The sequence below is a fragment of the Haloarcula sp. JP-L23 genome, assembly GCF_011602445.1.
Taxonomy (GTDB): domain Archaea; phylum Halobacteriota; class Halobacteria; order Halobacteriales; family Haloarculaceae; genus Haloarcula; species Haloarcula pellucida.
The window spans coordinates 51,154-70,691 of record NZ_CP050015.1 but is presented as its reverse complement, the minus strand read 5'-3'; the positions used below and the strand labels follow the sequence as shown (position 1 = coordinate 70,691).

Annotated in this window: 18 protein-coding genes and 7 pseudogenes; 10 read left to right on the top strand and 15 right to left on the bottom strand. The window is 60.4% G+C overall.

Features of this window, described 5'->3' with window-relative positions:
* Positions 1-118 precede the first annotated feature (118 nt).
* Together G9465_RS19135 and G9465_RS19130 are read right to left on the bottom strand one after the other, a co-directional pair.
* Positions 119-1,267 carry an MBL fold metallo-hydrolase gene (locus tag G9465_RS19135; protein ID WP_166973244.1) on the bottom strand — a complete coding sequence of 383 codons (1,149 nt, stop codon included), beginning with the start codon at positions 1,265-1,267 and terminating at the stop codon, positions 119-121.
* Between the two features lie 64 nt (positions 1,268-1,331).
* Positions 1,332-3,116, bottom strand: coding sequence for a bifunctional metallophosphatase/5'-nucleotidase (locus G9465_RS19130; RefSeq protein WP_166973242.1), 1,785 nt, complete (start codon positions 3,114-3,116; stop codon positions 1,332-1,334).
* A gap of 267 nt (positions 3,117-3,383) precedes the next feature.
* Here G9465_RS19130 and G9465_RS19125 point away from each other — a divergent pair, with 267 nt between their 5' ends.
* Together G9465_RS19125 and G9465_RS25745 are read left to right on the top strand one after the other, a co-directional pair.
* Positions 3,384-3,644 carry a glutathione S-transferase N-terminal domain-containing protein gene (locus G9465_RS19125; protein WP_166973240.1) on the top strand — a complete coding sequence of 87 codons (261 nt, stop codon included), beginning with the start codon at positions 3,384-3,386 and terminating at the stop codon, positions 3,642-3,644.
* 42 nt (positions 3,645-3,686) lie between these two features.
* Positions 3,687-3,980: pseudogene (locus tag G9465_RS25745) on the top strand (DUF955 domain-containing protein); the annotation flags it as partial.
* A 76-nt stretch (positions 3,981-4,056) separates the two neighbouring features.
* On the opposite strand, the gene G9465_RS25740 reads toward G9465_RS25745, so the two are convergent.
* The 4 genes and pseudogenes from G9465_RS25740 to G9465_RS19100 all read right to left on the bottom strand — a co-directional run bounded on the left by G9465_RS25740 (position 4,057) and on the right by G9465_RS19100 (position 6,353).
* The gene (locus G9465_RS25740; RefSeq protein WP_227015812.1) at positions 4,057-4,269 is read right to left on the bottom strand and encodes an SHOCT domain-containing protein; all 213 of its coding nucleotides are present in this window, start codon (positions 4,267-4,269) and stop codon (positions 4,057-4,059) included.
* A gap of 116 nt (positions 4,270-4,385) precedes the next feature.
* Positions 4,386-5,432: an NAD(P)/FAD-dependent oxidoreductase gene (locus G9465_RS19110; protein ID WP_166973236.1), complete on the bottom strand. Its 1,047-nt coding sequence runs from the start codon at positions 5,430-5,432 to the stop codon at positions 4,386-4,388.
* On the bottom strand, positions 5,433-5,792 hold the full coding sequence (trxA, locus tag G9465_RS19105; RefSeq protein ID WP_166973234.1) for a thioredoxin: 360 nt from the start codon (positions 5,790-5,792) through the stop codon (positions 5,433-5,435).
* A 158-nt stretch (positions 5,793-5,950) separates the two neighbouring features.
* A pseudogene (locus G9465_RS19100) lies at positions 5,951-6,353 on the bottom strand (helix-turn-helix domain-containing protein).
* A 191-nt stretch (positions 6,354-6,544) separates the two neighbouring features.
* Between G9465_RS19100 and G9465_RS19095 the strand changes: the two are divergent.
* A pseudogene (locus tag G9465_RS19095) lies at positions 6,545-6,898 on the top strand (universal stress protein); the annotation flags it as partial.
* 100 nt (positions 6,899-6,998) lie between these two features.
* Here the strand turns inward: G9465_RS19095 and G9465_RS19090 are convergent.
* Complete coding sequence (locus G9465_RS19090) at positions 6,999-8,288, bottom strand: MFS transporter (RefSeq protein ID WP_166973232.1); 1,290 nt, start codon at positions 8,286-8,288, stop codon at positions 6,999-7,001.
* A 3-nt stretch (positions 8,289-8,291) separates the two neighbouring features.
* Entirely contained in the window at positions 8,292-9,425 is a 1,134-nt protein-coding gene (locus tag G9465_RS19085) for a rhodanese-like domain-containing protein (protein WP_166973230.1), read from the bottom strand.
* A gap of 89 nt (positions 9,426-9,514) precedes the next feature.
* Here G9465_RS19085 and G9465_RS19080 point away from each other — a divergent pair, with 89 nt between their 5' ends.
* Positions 9,515-10,249: a helix-turn-helix domain-containing protein gene (locus tag G9465_RS19080; RefSeq protein WP_166973228.1), complete on the top strand. Its 735-nt coding sequence runs from the start codon at positions 9,515-9,517 to the stop codon at positions 10,247-10,249.
* 121 nt (positions 10,250-10,370) lie between these two features.
* On the opposite strand, the pseudogene G9465_RS19075 reads toward G9465_RS19080, so the two are convergent.
* A pseudogene (locus G9465_RS19075) lies at positions 10,371-10,826 on the bottom strand (inorganic phosphate transporter); the annotation flags it as partial.
* Positions 10,809-11,054, bottom strand: a pseudogene (locus G9465_RS26440) (DUF6691 family protein); the annotation flags it as partial. The pseudogenes G9465_RS19075 and G9465_RS26440, both read right to left, overlap by 18 nt.
* A gap of 123 nt (positions 11,055-11,177) precedes the next feature.
* Here G9465_RS26440 and G9465_RS19070 point away from each other — a divergent pair.
* Positions 11,178-11,393: a HalOD1 output domain-containing protein gene (locus G9465_RS19070; protein ID WP_166973226.1), complete on the top strand. Its 216-nt coding sequence runs from the start codon at positions 11,178-11,180 to the stop codon at positions 11,391-11,393.
* A 214-nt stretch (positions 11,394-11,607) separates the two neighbouring features.
* Here G9465_RS19070 and G9465_RS19065 read toward each other — a convergent pair.
* From G9465_RS19065 to G9465_RS19050, 4 genes and pseudogenes are all read right to left on the bottom strand, one after another.
* Positions 11,608-11,871: pseudogene (locus tag G9465_RS19065) on the bottom strand (SAM-dependent DNA methyltransferase); the annotation flags it as partial.
* A gap of 83 nt (positions 11,872-11,954) precedes the next feature.
* Positions 11,955-12,440 (bottom strand): histidine kinase, encoded by a 486-nt coding sequence (locus G9465_RS19060; protein WP_166973224.1) that lies wholly within the window; start codon positions 12,438-12,440, stop codon positions 11,955-11,957.
* 235 nt (positions 12,441-12,675) lie between these two features.
* Positions 12,676-13,692 carry a patatin-like phospholipase family protein gene (locus tag G9465_RS19055; protein WP_166973222.1) on the bottom strand — a complete coding sequence of 339 codons (1,017 nt, stop codon included), beginning with the start codon at positions 13,690-13,692 and terminating at the stop codon, positions 12,676-12,678.
* Entirely contained in the window at positions 13,685-14,548 is an 864-nt protein-coding gene (locus G9465_RS19050; protein WP_166973220.1) for an SDR family oxidoreductase, read from the bottom strand. Before G9465_RS19050 ends, G9465_RS19055 begins: the two co-directional genes overlap by 8 nt.
* Before the next feature lie 292 nt (positions 14,549-14,840).
* Between G9465_RS19050 and G9465_RS19045 the strand changes: the two are divergent.
* The 5 genes and pseudogenes from G9465_RS19045 to G9465_RS19025 form a co-directional block, all read left to right on the top strand.
* Positions 14,841-15,206 (top strand): annotated as a pseudogene (locus G9465_RS19045) (NAD(P)/FAD-dependent oxidoreductase); the annotation flags it as partial.
* A gap of 846 nt (positions 15,207-16,052) precedes the next feature.
* A complete protein-coding gene (locus G9465_RS19040) occupies positions 16,053-16,295 on the top strand; it encodes a HalOD1 output domain-containing protein (protein ID WP_166973218.1) in 243 nt (80 codons plus the stop codon).
* A gap of 217 nt (positions 16,296-16,512) precedes the next feature.
* Complete coding sequence (locus G9465_RS19035) at positions 16,513-16,794, top strand: hypothetical protein (RefSeq protein WP_166973216.1); 282 nt, start codon at positions 16,513-16,515, stop codon at positions 16,792-16,794.
* Between the two features lie 92 nt (positions 16,795-16,886).
* Positions 16,887-17,345: a redoxin domain-containing protein gene (locus tag G9465_RS19030; RefSeq protein ID WP_166973214.1), complete on the top strand. Its 459-nt coding sequence runs from the start codon at positions 16,887-16,889 to the stop codon at positions 17,343-17,345.
* A gap of 1,050 nt (positions 17,346-18,395) precedes the next feature.
* Entirely contained in the window at positions 18,396-18,596 is a 201-nt protein-coding gene (locus G9465_RS19025) for a hypothetical protein (RefSeq protein WP_166973212.1), read from the top strand.
* Positions 18,597-18,705: 109 nt separating this feature from the next.
* Here G9465_RS19025 and G9465_RS19020 read toward each other — a convergent pair whose 3' ends face one another.
* Complete coding sequence (locus G9465_RS19020) at positions 18,706-19,506, bottom strand: TrmB family transcriptional regulator (protein WP_166973210.1); 801 nt, start codon at positions 19,504-19,506, stop codon at positions 18,706-18,708.
* Positions 19,507-19,538 lie beyond the last annotated feature (32 nt).

Genomic DNA, 19,538 nt, shown 5'->3' with positions numbered 1-19,538 from the left:
TCACCTCACGATCCTCACCGTCGCCGGAATCCGGTAGCTGACCGCCACAGGCCGCGAGTGCGCCGATGGTGGTCACTCCCGTCAGCTGGAGGAGACTGCGACGGGAGAGCGAGTGCTGTTACGCGGCACAGTTATTCGGTCCCAGTTCGAGTTCAGTCGCCTCGTTCTCGTCGTCGACAGTGTCTTTGCCCGTGTTGATGGCGATGACTGCCTCGTAGTTCGGGGGTTTCTCCGGGACGTCCTCAATCAGGCGCTCGACGAACGCTTCGCGGTCCAGCCCGAGGAAGTCGAGTTCGTTACGGAGGTCCCCGAGTCGAGCCTCGAGGGGTTCGCCTGGTGAGCCGTTCTCGTAGCGCCCGTCGCTCGTGACGGTGAGGTGGCCCGGCAGGATCGTCGTGTCGTCTGGAAGTTCGAGGATCGTCTCGTGGAGCGAGTCGTACAGCAGTTCCGCTCCACGCGAGGCGTCGTCCTCGCCGAACTGGAGTTCGGTCCGTCCGACAGAGTCGACGAACAGCGTATCGCCCGTCAACAGGAGTTCGCCGTCGACAAGGTAGTTCAGCATCTCCGAGGTGTGCCCGGGCGTGTGTAATGCCTCGATTTCGATATCGCCGACCTCAATGACCTCTCTATCCGATAGTGGTTTGTATTCGTACTGGACGCCACGCTCGCTGGCTGTGTCGCCGAGGTGGTAGGGCACGCCGATCTTGTCGGCGAGTGCTGGGCTGCCTGAAATGTGGTCGGCGTGGACGTGCGTATCGAGTACACGAGTTATGGAGAGCCCGGCGTCTTGAGCGGCGACTTTGAACTGGTCGGTCTGACGGGTCGCATCGACCACGACAGCCTCCTCCGCCTCCTTCGAGCCGACGACGTAGCCGAGACAGCCCTTCGCTCGTCGCTGGATCTGTCGAAGGACGAGATCGTCACTGGTTGTCTCGATAGGAACGGTCTCGTAGAGTTTGCTCCACTCCTCCATGCCGCCAATGACGGCGGAGACATCGTCGTAGCCGTACTCTTCGAGTTCGAATGCGAACGCCGTCGACGTCAGGCCCTTGCCACAGATGGCGACAACCGGCTGGCCGGCGTCCAATGCGTTCACCCCGTTTAGTTTATCTTCACTCAGTCCTTCGTCTGGGTCGTAGGGGACATTCTCTGCGTCGCGCACGTGCCAGGCTTCGTAGCTGTCTTCGGGGCGTGTGTCGATGAGTGTGAATCGTTCGTTCGCGTCGGTCTTCTCCGCGAGTTGTTCCGCAGTGATAGTTTTGACCATTATTTCTGACCTGTGTCGTGTCTGGGTATCCGCTCGTCACCTCTCTCGTGTACGCCGTCACTGCCTAGCGCGTTCGATTACGCCCTTCTTCGGGGAAAGTGTTCCTGCGCGGAATCATGGCCGTCTCGCAGTACGCCTCGCCGGCCGTGTAGTCGACACCGGGCTGGATGAACGGATACGGCCCGTCTGCGGGCGTGTTCTGGACCCGACCACCGTCGTCCGCGGTCTCGACCAGTCCCATCACCTCGTAGTCGACGGGCGAGTGTTCCTCAAGATATTCGACGATGACGTCGACTGGTATCGTCGCGTCCTCGACCTCGACGTCCTGAAACGGGAAGCCACAGTTGCCGAGGTCGCGCTCGGGGTCACCAGGCCGGCGGAATGATGCCACCGAGTAGGTCTCCTCCGGGTCGACTGGCTCGCCGTCGATCTGCAGCGCGACGAGGCGACGGCCGCGCTGGGCTGTCGGGTCGACGGTCACCTCAACGTTGGAGGAGTAGCTGCGGACGCGGCCATCCTCCTGATCGTAGGGGTACGGCGTGAAGTTGTCCTGGAGGAACGCCTCCATGTGGGTCGTGAGTTGCTGGCCGTAGGCGACACCGCGGGCGATGGGTGCCGTCATCGGGAAGAACTTGTAGAGCGCTCCGAGCGTGATGTCGCCGGGGGGAATGGCAGTCCCGTAGCGAAACCCGTGCGAGACGGCGAGGTCGGTGTTGAAATGCGCCCGGAGTGCGTCGTTAAACAACGTGTTCCACGCGCTCTCGAGGAAGGACTGTCGGTATAGTGGGTTCTCTGTCCGGCCGACGACCGTATCCAGCGGCCGGTCGAGCGTGCCCGCGCCTCGCTCGAATCCCGGGTCGTCCTTGAGGAAGGGCGCACGTTCGGCTTCGACTGTCTCCGCCGCGTCGGTGTCCGGCGCTGGCGTGTGCTCGCCGTCCTCGGTCAGACAGTAGAGGTGGTGGCGGAACTGTAGTTCCTCGTCATGGACGCGGAGGTCCACGCGGCCGAGCGCCTCGCCCATGCCGGACTCAACGACGATCGTCTCGGTCTCCTCGACGACGATCGGGTCGTAGGTGTACTCGTGGGTGTGTGCGCTGAACATCACGTCCACGCTCGGACAGTCCTTGGCGGCCTGGACCATCCACGGCAGACCGATCTCGGTGACCGCAACCACGACGTCCGCGCCGTCCTCGCGAACGGCCTGTGCGGACTCCTCGAGGAGGGACGGGTGCTTGCCGAAGCGGTACTTCCCCTCGGAGAACGCGGACGCCATTCGATCGACGTAGATGTTCGTCATCCCGACGACGCCCACGGAGAGCCCACCTACGTCGATGAGTCGGTAGGGGTCGTACAATCGCTCCTCGGTCTCCCAGTCGTAGAGGTTGTTCGCGAGGACGGGTGCATCGAGTGCGTCCATCAGTTCCAGAAAGTTGCCATCCTCGTCGGCCTCGTTTGAGTAATCCCAGTTGCCGGGGACGTAGATATCGGGCGCGAGGTGATCGTTGATGGGGTCGAGCATCGCTCGCCCACGGGTGTAGGTGGTTACAGCGGAGCCGTGGAACGTGTCGCCGCTCATGAGCGTACAGACGTCGTGGTGCTCGCGGAGTTCGTCGAGTTTGGCCGCGAGCAGGGGAATCCCACCACCGCGTTCGACGACGTGGTCGTCGTCTCCGAAGTCGAGGTTCGGCTTCGACGTTGGGTTGTCGTAGTAGACCTGGTAGCGCGGCGTCAGCTGCCCGTGGAGGTCGCTGACGTGGGCGAAGACCACGTCGGCGTCTACGTTGCCGTCTCTGACAGGGGCGCCGCCGAAGGACCGCCACTCGCCGATATCCGTTTCGTGTTCGTTCATCGTGATTGGACTGTCGTTACAGACAGCGAATGTTCGGAATCGCCGATTATAATTAGTTAGACGGTACTCGAATATCGAAGAGCGCGAGTCCAGCGATCACAACTACTGTCAATATCAAAGAGACTGGACCCGCCCATTTACTCCGATACCCACGGAGGCATCCCGATTCCGCCTGCAAAGGCAAGTCGACGTTCTTGCATCGCTACGCTCTGCAGTAGCCACGTCGAGAGCCAAATTTTAGCGCGCTCGCATCCATAACTCTAATCCATGCTCGAACTCTATCAGTCCGAAGGCTGTCCGCACTCCGGCAAGGTCCGCGAGAAGCTCTCCGAGCTCGGCGTCTCGTACGTCATCCACAACCCGCGGCTCCCCGGAGACCAAGGTGGCGACGTGACCAACGAACTCACATACGACGAGCTGGTGGCCGGCGGAAACGACCAAATCCCGTACCTCGTAGACATCGACCACGCTGCTACGGTGTACGGTAGCGACGACATCGTCAACCACCTCGAACAGCACTACCAGTAGTACCCTGGAACTGTGCTCTCGGCATCGAGCCACTGACTCGGCGTCCAACCGCTCGTCGAAGTTCGTGATCGTGAGAACGGTGCCGACCTAGCATGGACGCGGATCCACGAGTACGTGCACGCCGTGCTTCATTTCGACGTCGACGATGACACTGAGCGGTCGACCGCGAAGTCGAGGCAGAGGCGGTCTTGCAACGTTGTCGGTCGGTACTGCGGGCTCGACACCAGTGGGTCAGCGTTCTATCTCGCCGCGTGGGGGTCGGACGATCTCGAGGTCGTTCGTGACCGTTTAAGATGCATTCGTCGAACGCCAGAAGAACTCATCGACATCCTCGAAATCTCTCATCGCGTCATTCGAATCAGGGACAGTAGTCAAAACGAGAAGCGGATCAGGTCGGGTAGCTGCCCACCAGTTACTCCTCAAGTCGGCGACGACGCTCTTCGAACTCCTCCTCGGAGATCTCTCCACGAGCGTACCGGGAGCGTAGCGTCGACAGTGCAGTGTCCGTGCCAGATCGCCCAGTAGCCGGTGTACGTCCGTGTGCGTAGACTGCATAGCCGACGATGAGCACCACACTCAGTAAGATTAGCGACCAGATGAGGGGCCACCAGCCGAAGCCACCCATCCCGCCCATTCCACCGGAGTGACCACCGCCGTGCTGTGCGGTGGCAATCCCGGTAAATGCGATCAATAGGACGGAGCCAACAGTACTACGAACGATGGTGGTAGTGAACTTGGAGGTCATGGGGCAGGTTGTTCCTGTGTGGCTGTCGCTGAAGCGGCCGATTCGCTTGTGTCCTGAAGCGTCTCAAGGAACTCCTCGGCATCGAGTGCCGCCATACTCCCGGTGCCGGCGGACGTGATCGCCTGTCGGTAGCGGGGGTCAGCGACGTCGCCAGCAGCGAACAACCCATCAACTGCCGTCTGGGCTGTGGACCGACCAGCGTCGTCGGTTTGCGTGAAGATGTAGCCACTCTCGTCTCGTTCGACACCGGTGCCGTCGAGGAACTGCGTGTTCGGCGTGTGGCCGACGGCGTAGAACACGCCGCCGATCTCGACGGTCTCCCGTTCGACGTCGATCCCGGACTCGGCCTTCTCTCTGGGATATCCTTCGGGATGTGAGACGAGCGTGGCACCGGTAACACCCTCCTCTTTGGAGCCGTGGATGGCTTCGAGTTCCGTGTTCCAGCGGAACTGGATGTCGTCGTTTTCGCGAGCACGGTCGGCCATGATCTCGGACGCACGCAGCTCCTCGCGGCGGTGAACGACCGTCACGGAGTCGGCGAATTTCGCGAGGAACAACGCTTCCTCCATCGCGCTGTCGCCGCCACCAACGACGAGAACGTCGTCACCGCGGTGGAACGCGCCGTCACAGGTCGCACACGTCGACAGCCCGTGACCCATCAATTCGTCCTCGTTCTCGGCGCCGACCCAGCGGGCGCTCGCGCCGGTCGCGACGATCAGCGACCGTGTGTAGATCGTGTCCCCGGTCGACAGCGACAGCTCGAGGGGGTGGTCGTCCACAGCTGCGTCCTCGATACGGCCGTGTCGGAACTCCGCGCCGAACTGCTTGGCCTGCTCCTTCCCGCGTTGGATCAGTTCCATGCCGCCGACGCCGTCGGGGAACCCGAGGTAATTCTCGACGTCGGTCGTCAGTGTGAGCTGCCCGCCCGGTTGGTCGCCCTCGAGAACGAGGGGGTCAAGATCGGCCCGGGCAGCGTACACGGCCGCCGAGAGACCGGCGACTCCGGATCCGGCGATGACGAGATCCTGTATGTCCTCAGTCATCTACTCGGTGTACCTCCCGATCAGGGAGCGCAGTTGCTCTTCACCCTGCACCCCGACGATCTCTTCGACCTGCTCGCCGTCGGCAAACAGAATCAGGGTTGGGACGCCCCGAACGCCGTATGCGCCGGCGAGTTGCTGGTTAGCGTCGACATCGACTTTGGCGACCGTCGCATCAGTCTCTGCAGCTAGGCGCTCGACGACGGGTTCGAGCATCTGGCAGGGCCCACACCAGTCGGCGTAGAAGTCCGTGAGGACGACGTCGTGTTCTGCGACGACCTCATCAAGTTGGGACTGGCCGTCGACGTGGAGCGGTTCGTTCGTGGTCGCGGTAGCAGCGTCGGATGCAGTATCGGTTGCCATCACGAGTACGTACGCACCGGCGGCAATTAAGAATTTTGGGTAATATGTACAATACTACCCAATAGAATTTGCACGCGGCTCCGCAGGTACCTCTGTGCTACAGGAATGTCGGCTCACCGTCGAAACGGGTGAGATCTGATACAAAAGAAAGAGGAGAGTCAGCTTTCAGCAGCGGGAGCTGAGATCTCGGACTGCTCGTACTTGTTTTCGAACTCCTGAATGAGTTGGCCCATCTTCGCGTACCAATCGTTGAGCATCCGCTGCATGTCGTCGGCAATCTGCGACGGGTCGGTTGGCGAGTAGACGTGGTAGTAGCCGCCCTGATCGTAGTTGACCTGCTCTTTCTCGATGAAGCCTGTCTGGAGAAGCCGCCGGACGGCCCGATACGCAGTCGACCGCTCACGATCGACAGCCTGCGATTTCGTCGACAGTCAACGGCTCCTCGGCGTCGACGAGCGCCCGGAAGCACTCCTTGTCGAGTTCTTTGAGACCGTGGAAGCACTCGAGTAGTCCCTCGCACGCCATGTCTCGACGGAGTTGTTCAGACATCGAATCTGGCATTGTTATCGCATAACTGTCCGTGCTGGGCTGTCAAAATGCTTGTGTATAGAAACCACATTTCTGTACGAGCCCGTAGTCAAAACGGGTGGAAGCAAAAATCTCGGCCGGACAAAGACTTGTGTGCTACGACGGACACAGCAGGAGAGCTCGTCAGTCAGCGGTAATGGTATCAGTGTCGGCAGATGTCTCCGAAGCTGTTCGACGCCTTCTCGTACCTCCGTCACGCGACCGAGGAAGCCACGCTCGTTCACGTCTGGTCGCCGAAAGACGAGGGCGTCGACGCCGATGCCAGCCCACGGGAGCAACTGGCCGAGTACGCGAACACGCTGGAAAACTGGGGCATCGAAACACGGATCGAGGTCCGGCACGGCGATCCTGCCGACGAAATCCTCGCCGTCGAAGCAGAGGTAACGCCGTCGACGATCCTCGTCGGGTCGAAGGGACGAAGCCGTATCCGGCGACTCCTGTTGGGCAGCGTTTCAGAGGAGATCGTCGCACAGGCGACGGGGAACGTCTTCCTCGTTCCGCCGCCCCGGGCAGTCTGAGAGAGACACCACCAGGGCCGCGATATCGCTGAGCGTCGGCAGCTCAAGCCAGTTCTCAGATTGCTTGTGGAGCCCACGAGACGGGGCCGTCACGGAGTTTTCAGTCTTCCGTGACGCCCTTCCCCAGTCCGACTGTCGCAGGTGCAGGTGGCTCGTGAGTACCGAATTCGGGATGGGTCTCCTCCATCCAAACGTACACCACTGCACCTGACGCGAACATCAGGCCGGCAGTCACGTAGAACGCGGCTGCCACATTCACGAACTCCATCGAGAGTCCGATCAGGACCGCGCCGACAGCGTAGCCGGAGTCGCGCCACATCCGGTAGACGCCCATGCCCGCCGAGCGCCACGTCGGGTGGGCCGCATCGCTCGGGACTGTCATCAGGTTCGGGTACAGCAGCGCCATCCCCAGACCGGAGACGCCAGCCAGCACGGCCCACGGGATGTAGCTATCGACGAGCACCATCCCGAGGACGCCCGCGCCGGCGAGGAACATCCCGGCGATGACGGGCGGGCGGCGACCGATTCGGTCCGCGAGCCCACCGGTCGCAATCTGGAGGAAGTACATCGCGCTGTGGACACCGACGACGACCCCGACCGCTGCGATCCCGAGACCCTGGCTCGTCAGGTACAGCGGGACGGCGATCCAGAACAGTGTGTCGACGAAGTTCTCGATGTGGCCAGCCTGCGCAGCGGCGAACAGCGTCCGGTCGCCGTACGTCGCGCGCTTTAGCACCTCGCCGAACGGTAGATTCGCGTCGTGGTGGTCGTCGTCCCCCTCGGCCTGTGCATACTGAACGGTTTCCTTGATCAGGAAGATCGAGATGAGAAACGCCAGCACGACGACGACGGCCAGGAAGTAGAAGGGCTCGGGCCGCAGACTCCACTGGCCGGCGATGATACCCGTGATCCAGGCCCCGACGGCGACGCCGGTGTAGCCGAACGCCTCATCGATGCCGACCGCGAGGCCACGCTGGTCCGGGCCCGCGAGGTCGATCTTCGCGTTGATCGCCATACTCCAGGTCAACGCCTGGTTGACACCCAGCAGGATGTTCCCGACGGTGATCCAGCCCCAGCTCGGGGCGAAGATGAGGATGACCGGCAGCGGGAGCGCCGTCGCCCACCCGGCGACGAGGACCGGCTTGCGGCCGTATTCCTCGCCCCACTTGCCGGCGTAGAGGTTGAGAATCGACTTCACGACGCCGAACGACACGACGAACGAGCCGATCACGAGGAACGACTCGACGCCGAGGACGTCCTCCCCCAGCACGGGGACGACGGTCCGTTCGGAGCCGATGGTCAGTCCAGTCGCGAAGACGAGCAGGACGTGCAGCGAGAACTGCCCGAGGTGCTCGCGGATCCCCTGTCTGAGTTCAGTTGTCGTACTCATGGATCACTCGGCCGCACAGTTGTTCGGACCCAGTTCCAGCTCAGCCAGTTCGTTTGCTGGGACCGATTCCTGCCCGACGTTCGTCCGCTTCACGCGTTCGAAATTTGGCGGGTGGTCCGGGATGTCCGACGCGAGTTCCTCGACGAACGCCTCCCGGTCGCGACTGAGGTCGTTGTTTCGATCTTTGACCTCCGCAAGCGTGGCGGTCACCGGGGGTTCTGGCGAGCCAGGATCGTGTGCAGGTAACACGACTGCGTCGTCCGGCCGGTCCAGTAGCCGCTGGAGGCTCTCGTACAGCGTGGCGGCGTTCCCCTCGACATCGGCGTCCTCGATGCCAGCCTCGACGCCGAGTTCGACCCGGCCGACGCTGTCGTGGAACAGCGTATCTCCGGTGAGGAGCGCCGTACCGTCGACATCGAACGACACGCTTCCCTCGCTGTGACCGGGCGTGTGGATGACCTCGATATCGAGGCTCCCGACAGACACGAGTGTCCCGTCCTCGAGCGGTGTCGCGTCGAGTGAGAGCGCATCCCTCTGGTGAAGATAGTACGGAACGTCGTGGCGGTCGGCGAGGTCCGCCGCGCCTGAAACGTGGTCCGCGTGGGCGTGCGTGTCGAAGACGCCGACGAGCTCGGCGTCGTACTCGTCGAGGACAGTGTCGTACTCGTCGAGGACAGTGTCGTACTCGTCGAGGTAGTGTGACGGGTCGAAGACGGCGGCCTCGCCCTCCGAGACGAGGACGTGCGAGAGACAGCCTTTCCCCGGACGGGCGACTTGCACGAGGATGCCATCGATGTCTACGGGGACGTTCGCGTGCCGGTGGACGCGGCTCCAGCCGTTCATTCCGTCCGTCAGCGTCACCGCGTCGTAGCCCAGCTCCCGGAGGACTGCTGTCGCAGTCTGAGAGACGACGCCTGCCGCACAGACAGTAACGATTTGTTCGTCACTGGGAAGGTCAGAGAGCGGCTCTATGGCCTGTTCCGGGTCGTCAGTCAATTCGTCATAGACATCGACGTTACGGCTGCCCGGAATGTGCCACTCTTCGAAGTCTGTTTGATGGCGAATATCGAGGACGAGTGGCCCGTCATTATCATTCTGTAACTGTTCACCGAGTTCCTCAGGCGATATCTCCTGCATCGGTAGTCCGGAATAGCAGGTATATTTGCATATGGGTGCTGCCGGACATGACCGGCACTGCTAATTACGTCGAGTTCGAAACCACTCGTATGGGACTGTACGAGGCGTCAATTCGGGTCAAACACGAATGCCCCTACCGAAAGATATCGGAGCGATACCCGGACCTGACGATCCGCGAGTGGCCGTTGAGCGACTGCCAAGTGCTCGAAATCACGACGGAGACGACGCCGACCGACGAACTACTCGACGAGATCAACGAGATCGGTACTGTACTGTACGAATCGGCGGACGACAGTGGATACCACGTCGTCACCCAGTCCTGTCTCTGCTCGCTCGAAAACTCCGTCATCGACCGCTTCGAGGACCACAACTGCTTGTATCAATCACCGACGATCTACCGCCAGGGCTGGGAGCACTACACGGTCGTCGCGTTCGACGGCGAAGACGTGCGCGAATTGCTCGAATCGCTTCGTTCCGACAGAGAGATCGAACTCCTCTCGAAGACGTCGATCTCGGAGACACAGATTCCGCACAGTATGCTGGCGCCGGCAAATCAGCTGTTCGAAGACATCACTGACCGGCAGCTAGCCGCACTCCAGCTCGCTCTCGAAAGCGGCTACTACGAACAACCCCGGAAGACATCCCTCCGTGACCTCGCCGAACAAACTGCCGTCGCTCGCTCGACGTACGAAGAACACCTCCGGAAGGCAGAGAACAAACTGCTCACGAACGCGGGCCAGTTCCTGCGGCTTGTCACCGCAACCTCGACGACCGACCCACTGGGCGTCGAGAACGGTCAACGAACCGAACAGGCCGCCGACTAACGCTGTCAGCAGAGACTACAGCAGCAGCGCGCCAGCGGCATACGCAAGCGCGAACGCGAGAAGGAACGACCCTGCCCACGCCCCTACCGTCCGGAGGATTTTCTGCCATCCACCGCCGCCCGACCGCCGACGCAAGCCCGTCGACTGCCAGCACCCCCTGTCCGAGCCCGCGGACAGTTCTCCCCGCGCCCCCTTCACCGAGAAAGCTGAACTGAACGTTCACGAGGACGGCCCCGACGAGGCCGGCAAGGACAGGAATACTGTACCGTTCGGGGACGCCGGAACGCGGGAGGCTACTCGCAATGGTGAACGCGATGCCGCCGCCGACGAACGGCGTCAACACCCAGACGGCGGCGATCTGCTGGTACTTCGACCAGACCGGCGTTCCACCGAGTGCGACCCCGACGCCGATGACCGCGCCGGTCACGGTGAACGCAGTCGCGATCGGATAGCCGGTCGTGATGCCGACCGCCATCAGCCCCGCGCCCAACACGAGCACGAGGATGACCCCGGCGACGGGCAGGCTGATGCCGCCGACGAGGCCAGTACCGACGGCTTCCGAGACGTTGCCGACGCCGAGGCTGGCGTAGGCCGCGCCCGGGCAGATGCCCGACAGCCCCCAGCCGACGCCGAAGACGGCGCCGCCGACGAGGACGTTCCGGTCGAACGGCTTCAGGCGGCGCTCGTAGGGGTCGCCCGTGAGGGGTGCAGCGTCCCGAATCCGTGGCAGCAGGGCGAACGCAATCCCGGAGACGATTGCGGCGCCGAACATCACGAACGGGAGGCCAAGGTCGTCGAACTGGAGGACACACTCGCCGAGACAACTGACGAGGACGACTTCTACGACGGTGTCACTACCGGCGTCGGCGCGGCGACCGCTCTCCAGGACATGGCCGACGCCGACATCCAGCTCCTCGTCTAACCTTCGATGAATAAACTCGACGACCCGATCCCTCAGATCGTCGACGCAGTTGCAGAGGCAGAGTGCGTCGAACCTGTCACACTCGACCCGCCGCTAGCCGAAGTCGTCGACCCGGATGCGCTCGAAACGTTGATCGAGGATTCGGCAACTTCTAACCTCGAGATTCGGTTCGCGTATCGTGGTCACGACGTCGACGACAGCGGTCGCGTACAGGTCGACTGAAGCGGACCGTCATTTCTCTCCGATACGCAGTATCCCACGGACGGCCACTCCAGCAGCGGCGTCCGGTTTCTACACATACAGTCCGAGAAACATCGTAGCGTGGTACGGCAGAGAACGGTGTTCGCGTCAGGTCCACTCCGGTTCGAGGGCGTCAAGCAGCCGCTCGACCTCGGCGTGAGCGTTGACCGCGTGGACCGACGTGCGGACGGCGTCCGGCGTCGGTCGCGGCCATCTGCTCTTGAAGCTGGCCGAAGGCCCTCGTAAACAGACCCACCGAACGCTGTCCCTCGGGGTGGTCCATGTCGGCTGGCTCTCGGTAGTCGTCGACGATATCCAGGCACGGGTCTTCGCGTCGCTGTAGCGTGTACAGCATGAGGTCGACCCAATCTCGAAACACGGTATGGGAACTGAGGCCACGCTGGCGAATCCAGGCAAGCGTCGTAACGATGTCGTCACAGTCGATTTGTAGTGATGCCATAGCTCTCTCGGCAACCTTGAATTCGAATTCTTCCTGAATTACGACGTGCTCGCCCCCACTTCGAGGTGGCGGGCCACGAGGGCTCAGCGCAGGTAATGGTAGCTCGCGCCGAGGACCAGCCCGAACACGAGGTGCGTGACCAGACCCATCAATGCGAGATTCGGAAGCGGCGGCGGGCTGGGAAAGCCGACGGCCGACAGCCAAAGGGGCATGACAACGCCGGCGGCGACGACCCAGAGGATCACACCGTACGCGAGACCGAGACCGACGACGCCGCCCAGCGACTCCGCGACGGCTGCCAGTCGGGGTTGCGTCAACGGCGCGACAAAGACGACGCCGAACACAGCGCTGATCGACATGTGGACGACCCAGCCAGCAATCCCACCGGACAGGCCGACGAGCGCCGGGATCGCGTTCTCGATAACGGGCGGCATCAGCAGCGAAAACAGCACGCCCATCACGAGTCCGCCGATCAATCCCGCTTCTACGCCGTGTTGCCACGACGGACCGTCTCGTACAGCTCCGGTCCGTTCGAATCCCTGCGTTTCCTGTTGTACTTCTTGTGCCATCGAAAATTAGAGGCGTTCGACATGCATAAGGCGTGCAGACCGTTCAGAAAATCCGTCTCGCCTTGGCTCGGGTTACCGGTTCGGTCTCACCACCGAACTACCAGATGCATCTCGTTACTCCACCTGCCACGGATGCCGGAATGCGCCCCTTCCTCGCGGTACGTTCAGCGTCCACTGATGAACCGTACACAACACGTCTTCATCCGTCACCGAGAGCAGGGACGCATCCGCAACCTCATGAGTCTGCTCGTGATTCGAGGAATTCGCGGGCTCGCTGATTGCCCAGCGTTCGAAGTTCGTCGAGGAATGCGGGATCGCGGTCGACCTTCGTCGAGCAGTGGAACCGCTTGCCCATCTGGATGCGGTGGATACTCGTCTGCTGAAATTTGTCGGCAGGAAGCGTTCCGTCCTCGACCCAGCCGTTGATCCGTTCGATGAATCCGAGCTCCTGGTTGAGAGAGATATTTCCCGACAGTTCGTTGCGTCGGTCGGCGATGACGTCCAGTGTCTCGGGTTCACCCTCGAACTCCTGGGAATTGATCTGGATGATCCACAGCTCCTCTGGTTTCCGATCGGGCGGGAGCCACATCAGTTCTCTCACTGGTGGATTCTGTGAAAATAGTCCGTCCCAGTGGAGATGCCCGTGGATTTCGACAGCTTCGAAGAGGTTTGGAACGGCCGCCGACGCGAGTACGGCGTCGACGGTCACTTCTTCGTTAATGAACGTCTCGAAGACGCCGGCGTTGATATCTACGGTCCCGACGACGAATTCCGGTACCTGTCTGTCACAGAGGTCCGGGATCGCGTCGAAATCAATGTGTCGTTCGAGCACCTCTCTGATACGTTGTTTCCCGACCTCTGGTCCAAGAACCTGATACGGACTGATCGATGGAAGCGGGAAGCCGGCACTCTCCATGCGCGAGAGAGTCGTCACCAGGGAGTTCATCCAGCGGTCCTGGACTCCGTCGGCCGCCAGATCCGTCCAGAGCCCGTCGAGGATCGTACGGGCCCGTTCAGCATCGCCAGTGACGAGACCGTACCACGTTCCGAGAGCGTTGAACGCTCCACCGGAAGTGCCGCTGATGCCGACGAGTTCGTAGTCGTCGCCCCACTCGTCGAGAAGCGTCCGGAGCACACCCGCCGTGAATGCGGTATGGCTGCCGCCGCCCTGGCACGCGATGGCGATACGGGTCGGGGTATCTGTGGTCGAGTCCTGCCGATTCGTTTCCACCGCTTCGTCGTGTTCACTCATAGGTCGTGGTGTAGCCGCCGTCCCAGAGCAGGTCGCCACCGTTGAGGTGTTTGCCGTGGCCCGAGAAGCCGAACACGAAGAGGTTCGCCACCTCGACAGGCGTCATCATCTGTTTCGTACGGGCCTGTCCGAGCATCACGTCCTCGACGACCTCTTGCTCGGAGATGCCACGCTCCTCAGCTGTGTCCTCGATCTGGTTCACCATCAGCGGCGTGAGGACGTAGCCGACGCTGACCGAGAACCCTCGAAGCGCCCCCTTACCCTCGGCGGCGATCGACCGTGTGAGCCCGTTGAGGCCGTGCTTGGCGGTGATGTACGCGGGTTTGTCCTGGGTCGCGTAGTGGCCGTGGACTGAAGACATGTTGCCAATCGCGCCGACCCCGTCGTCGGTGTCCCGGATGTGGGGCATCGCGAGTTTAGCGGTCAGGAACGGGGCCCGAAGCATGATATCCAGGAGTAGGTCGTACTTTTCCATCGGGAATTCGGGGATCGATGCGATGTGTTGCATCCCGGCGATGTTCGCGACGTACCGCAGCTCTCCATGGTCGGCTGCAGTATCGATCATCGACTCGACGTCTTCGTCGTCAGTGAGGTCAGTCGGAACGGGGTGTATCGTGCCAGGCGCATCGAGATCGTCGGCGAGATCGACCGTCTCTCCAAGACCGACTTCGTCGATGTCCGCCCCGACGACCGAGAGTCCATTAGCCGCCAGTGCGACCGACGTCGTTTGACCGATTCCAGAGGCAGCGCCCGTGACGACCGCGACAGTGTTTGGACCGAAGTGGGGGTCATCCAGCACGAGGAGGTCGTCGGCGGTCACCTCCGGTTCTGAGAGGTCGAACGTATTGGTAGACATATTCACACGAGAGTACGTCGGCAGCGCGTAAAGAAGTGTGTCGAGCGTGTAACGCAGGAGCAACGCCAGTCAGCGTTCTATTGAGTCGCCCGGTCATTCGCTCCCACGCGAGCAGTTCACTCGCGAGCACTATCACGCCGACGATGGCTCGACTCGGTATTTCGGCCGAACAACCTGAAACGACCTACTGTATCGGGAACTGCGCGTGCGGCCATCGATTGTGAGAGCACCTACGATTCCCGAGTGCGCCGAGCGATGCGGGACTTTTGTATTCGTTTGAGACACCTCGCATCTGGCGTCAGATTCCACAGAGCAGCACGAGTACGAAGTTGTCGTAGTCGGCGGTGGCCCCGCTGGAATGACGGCAGCACTGTACAGTACGCGACTTGGACACGATACGGCAGTCGTCAACCGTGGTGGCGGCCGGGCGGCGATGATGCAATAGGTCCACAATCTCCTGGGCGTGAAAGGGGAGACGAGCGGCGCAGAGTTTCTCGGCATCGGACAAGAGCAGCTCGAAGCGTACGGGTGTGATATCCACCGCGATATGGTCACGACCTGTTCGCGGCCCGACTCGGACGAAATCCGACTGTCGGGCAACAGCGCGGAGTACGAGGCCGACCGGGTCGTTCTCGCGACCGGGTTCAACGGCGTTCGGAGTATCCTGAAACGGCTGTGCGACGACGGCGATATCGACGTCGACGGGCCGAAAGACTACCTGATGACCCACGGCGCGGAGTCGGGGAGTTCCTGTACCGCAGCGTCGGGTTCGAGGCCGCTCAACGGGCCCTTCGCCACGAGGACCCGTCGACGACACCGAGTGGCCGATCGTCACCGTTCCCGAGAGTGCGCAGCTGTTCCCCGACGATCCGCTGTACGATTCCGAGCGGGAGTACGCCGACAACGTCCGGCGCGTCGAGCAGCACAGGTCGGGGTGAGAGTTGGATACGACGTTCGCATACCCGCTTTTCATAGATCTCCTCGCTCGATACAGAGTGCGAGTTGAGCGAATATAACCCATCTTGGGTGGTATTTTGATTATCGTTACTCACTTAATCAAAAACATGTGGGGGTGAAAATGCGGGTGAAATATACCCGTACCGAACTACCAACATCTATGGCCAGTATGTCTAAACAGGTGACAGATTCCCGGATTGAGCGAGATACCCCCTCAAAGGGGACGCTCTTTTGTCCGGACTGCAGTCACCAGAGTCAGTATGACGGTGACTGGCATGTTGTCAAGAGCGGCCAGGGTTCCCGCTACCTCTGTCCAGACTGTCGAACAGAAATCACGTCCCGGGCACCTCCGGAAAAGTCCCGTTCACCTTTCTACAACTATGACCCCTGGCAGATGTGGCGAACCAATATTCGGCTACTGCAGAAAATATTCTGGATGTAGACTATCCTTTCTTCGCCAAATGGCTGGTGGCTACCCTGTACTGACCGATTCACGACTTGTCTAACGAACCGCCATTTATTTGTGTTACTCAATTACAGGAGACATATGGGTGAGGGTGCGATAGAAGACGTGATCGTGGCAATTGCACAGTCGAAAAGTGTTGAACCAAAACAAATGGACATTACGCTTCAAAACTATATCTCCGGTGATGCAATTCGTCGCCTCGTCAATCATTCGGCCAGTCAGTGGCAGCTATCGTTTGAAATCCCTGAACATAATGTGGTTGTTACGGGCAACGGTGGCATATTCGTGGACGGGAAACTAGAAAATAGGCTGACGAAAGAGTGAGCGACAACGCCCAACCTGTAGCGATGGCGGCTCCAGCGGTGCGGAAGTGCTTCGAGAATGTCACTGCGATGAATTGTATCCTCGGCGACAGTCTGGGGACAATGGTGGCACTTGAAACAGAAGCGTTCGCTGATTCACACGACCTGGTGGCTGATGCGAGAGCACTCTCCATCGAAGAACGCAGAGGCTAGGTCTTCCAACAGAACTGGGACTGAATATGGTCCGTCTCATCACCACTACCAATTCGGAATACGAGTTCGCGGCAGTGTGTATCCGAGAAACAGGGCTGAATCTCTGTTACGAGGGTAAACCCACTGAGGACAGCACACCGGATACAATCTTCACAGCGAACAATATCGAACTGGTCCATCCTGACGAGACAGTCGACGAAGTGCCCAGACTCCTTGACGTCGAAGGCGACGAATCGATCGGTGTCTCGGTCGATACAATGAAACCTATGCGCGAGACGCGCGTTGTCCTCGACTGTTGGGTCCGGTAACTTGCAGTCGACGACTATCTCAACACTGTCAGCCACCAAAACCTTATATGTTGTCAGAATAATAAAAAAGGGATGCTTTCAGAAGGGACACTGTGGACGATTTCACAGTACCGGGGACGGATGGTGAACAAATCGAGCCGTACAGTTTGTCCGATTATACTGAAGCCGGTGCTGCAATCCTCATTTTCTACCCGTTCGATTTCAGCCCTGTCTGTACGACCGAGTTATGCCGATTTCGAGACGCCGAATGGCTCACGTTCACCGACGATATCGACGTACTCGGTATCTCGCTTGATTCATGCTACGCTCACAAGCGATTCATCCAGGAAAACGATCTCCCATTCCCCTTGCTGAGTGATACCAGAGGTCGTGTCACTGACGAATATGGGGTGGCCTACGAGGAGTGGGAACATCATGCTGGCGTACCGAAGCGAGCACTGGTCACCGTTGACGACTCAAACACAGTTCGTTACACGTGGGTCACCGAAGATGCATACGAAACCCCGAGTCTCGATGAACTCGAGGAAACTGTCACCACGCTCCTGAAATGAATTATGCCGCCAATCCGCCTGACTGATCAACTGGTGGCCCCTGCACACTCACCGAGAAGATATCGGGCATAGAGTCATGAAAGCCGAGTTCACGTGTTGGTGTGGGAAACCAATGGAGGCAACTGGTGACTTACAAGAATCCAGATCTGATCTGCGTATCATCCAGCACACCGCTGCTATTTCCTTACGACTGCCCGTCAGTTCGGACTCGTATCTGTAGTCTCTGGACACACTAATACTGACGGGAACATCCGTAGTGAAAGATATAAAACAGATACTGCGTTGGGGAGGAACGACTCGGATGCAATATGTTGGTCCCTCTCCATCCAGGGAACAACGTAGCAGGCATTCTCTCCACGAAGTTCCCGCAGAAATGACCGGCAATCTCCCGACTCGTATCTCGTATAATCACAACCCGATCAACTGTGAAAAGTGACGGCTTGAAACGTTAGCGTGTTCCATCTCTTCGGTAGATGACCGATTTTGACGGAGTTATGCGCGCGCTATCTGACGGTAGCCGCCGGCGGATACTGATCGAACTCCTCGATGAGGAACACCTCCAGCCGTTCTCTGGTGACGGAGACGAAGGAGGCCAAGCTATCCCTCCCCATCACGTCCACCTCCCGCTCCTGGCGGAGAACGACCTCGTCGCGTGGAACCGGGATACTGGCATCGTGAGAAGCAGGGACGATTTTGGGGCCGTCGAACCCATACTTACAGCGCTGGAAGCCCGACGTGATGCTCTGCCCGACGACTGTCTTCCGGAAGCGGGACAGACATGTTAGGGAAACTCAAGACCATACTTAGCCAACTGAACACGAGGTCCATCAGTGGGGGCGCTGACGCTTGGCCATACGGTCAAACGTCGGTCAGCGAGGATGGCGGGACAGCGGACGAAAGCGACACGGACGGCTCACCACCGCACCTGTACAAGTGTCCCTCGTGTGATCAAGTCTACGTTGCCACCGACAAACGCACGTGTTCTACGTGCGACATCGGCGTCGATCGCGTCGAATAGACTGACGACACTACGCTGTACAGAAAGCGAACATGAAATCAGACAACTCACATCCACCGCGGGATTCCACCGAGTGGGATAACCCGGACCTCTGCCCGTTCTGCGGCACGGCCTTACGGGACGGTGGTGCCGGATTCATGGACCATATCGAGACAGCCGATACGTGTCGGGAACGGTTCGAGGCGTGGCTGGAGAACATCAACGACGATATGGGGAGTACGTGGACGGGTTGACCCCAAGCCGATCACGACCCCCGTCACGCCGGGAAACGAAGCCCGGTCGTAGCTAATCCCTAGAGCAGAATCAGGAGACCGTGACGGTCGGTGACTGCATCACCACTCGTTACGAGTCCGGATCGGCGGTGTCGAGCCGCCACGTGAAAACCGCTTTCAGCACAGCGACCAGGCTGTTGGTCTCGCCCTCGCCCCAGATGGCGGTCTCCGAGCGTGGGTCGGACGGGCCCGCGTCCACACCGTTCACGAGCGCGCTCACGAGCGCTTTCTGACCGTCGATCATCATGAGCCGACCCGCCGGAGTATCCGACCAGACCCACAGCGATTCGAACATCGTCGCACCGGGAATTTCGTCTTGAATACGCTCCTGCACATCCGCCGAAACGCCCCCGAGCTTGATCGAGATATCTCGTTCTGCGGCGTCGCTCAACGCCTCGATCAGGTCATCGGTGAGCAAATCTTCGACAGTCATGTAGACGATCTCCTCTTCTGCGCTACTGAAAAACTCCAAGACCCGTTCTGTGACTGCGGTCTGGCCATCGACTGTCCAGACACCGCGCTGCTCATCTCGTCGCCCAACGGGTTCCAGTTCAGTCAGTGCGGTCTGGAGGACGTCCGTACGATGTTGGAGTTCGTATTCGAAGGTTCGACTCGCGCTCTCGGCGGAGATTGCCCAGAATTGTTTGGGCGAGGATTGCTTGACGTCGACGAGTCCCCGGTCGCGTAGTTCGTCGATAGCATCATACACGCGGGTTCGGGGAACCTCCGACACTTGACTGATGTCTCTGGCTGTCCCGATGCCGAGGCTGGCGAGCGCGACGAACGTCTGCGCGGCGTACGAACTCAATCCGAACTGTTCGAGTTGCTCGACGGCAGCAGACTGCGGGTCGTTGGTGGGTTCTGTGTTCATCAATGAGGGGATGTCCCCGTCGAACCCTGCCA

What these genes read in the sequence shown, in the direction of transcription:
- G9465_RS19135 (WP_166973244.1), bottom strand. Translation starts at nt 1,267, where the DNA reads ATGGTCAAAACTATCACTGCGGAACAACTCGCGGAGAAGACCGACGCG.
- G9465_RS19130 (WP_166973242.1), bottom strand. Translation starts at nt 3,116, where the DNA reads ATGAACGAACACGAAACGGATATCGGCGAGTGGCGGTCCTTCGGCGGC.
- G9465_RS19125 (WP_166973240.1), top strand. Translation starts at nt 3,384, where the DNA reads ATGCTCGAACTCTATCAGTCCGAAGGCTGTCCGCACTCCGGCAAGGTC.
- G9465_RS25740 (WP_227015812.1), bottom strand. Translation starts at nt 4,269, where the DNA reads ATGGGTGGCTTCGGCTGGTGGCCCCTCATCTGGTCGCTAATCTTACTG.
- G9465_RS19110 (WP_166973236.1), bottom strand. Translation starts at nt 5,432, where the DNA reads ATGACTGAGGACATACAGGATCTCGTCATCGCCGGATCCGGAGTCGCC.
- trxA (WP_166973234.1), bottom strand. Translation starts at nt 5,792, where the DNA reads ATGGCAACCGATACTGCATCCGACGCTGCTACCGCGACCACGAACGAA.
- G9465_RS19090 (WP_166973232.1), bottom strand. Translation starts at nt 8,288, where the DNA reads ATGAGTACGACAACTGAACTCAGACAGGGGATCCGCGAGCACCTCGGG.
- G9465_RS19085 (WP_166973230.1), bottom strand. Translation starts at nt 9,425, where the DNA reads ATGCAGGAGATATCGCCTGAGGAACTCGGTGAACAGTTACAGAATGAT.
- G9465_RS19080 (WP_166973228.1), top strand. Translation starts at nt 9,515, where the DNA reads ATGGGACTGTACGAGGCGTCAATTCGGGTCAAACACGAATGCCCCTAC.
- G9465_RS19070 (WP_166973226.1), top strand. Translation starts at nt 11,178, where the DNA reads ATGAATAAACTCGACGACCCGATCCCTCAGATCGTCGACGCAGTTGCA.
- G9465_RS19060 (WP_166973224.1), bottom strand. Translation starts at nt 12,440, where the DNA reads ATGGCACAAGAAGTACAACAGGAAACGCAGGGATTCGAACGGACCGGA.
- G9465_RS19055 (WP_166973222.1), bottom strand. Translation starts at nt 13,692, where the DNA reads ATGAGTGAACACGACGAAGCGGTGGAAACGAATCGGCAGGACTCGACC.
- G9465_RS19050 (WP_166973220.1), bottom strand. Translation starts at nt 14,548, where the DNA reads ATGTCTACCAATACGTTCGACCTCTCAGAACCGGAGGTGACCGCCGAC.
- G9465_RS19040 (WP_166973218.1), top strand. Translation starts at nt 16,053, where the DNA reads ATGGGTGAGGGTGCGATAGAAGACGTGATCGTGGCAATTGCACAGTCG.
- G9465_RS19035 (WP_166973216.1), top strand. Translation starts at nt 16,513, where the DNA reads ATGGTCCGTCTCATCACCACTACCAATTCGGAATACGAGTTCGCGGCA.
- G9465_RS19025 (WP_166973212.1), top strand. Translation starts at nt 18,396, where the DNA reads ATGAAATCAGACAACTCACATCCACCGCGGGATTCCACCGAGTGGGAT.
- G9465_RS19020 (WP_166973210.1), bottom strand. Translation starts at nt 19,506, where the DNA reads ATGAACACAGAACCCACCAACGACCCGCAGTCTGCTGCCGTCGAGCAA.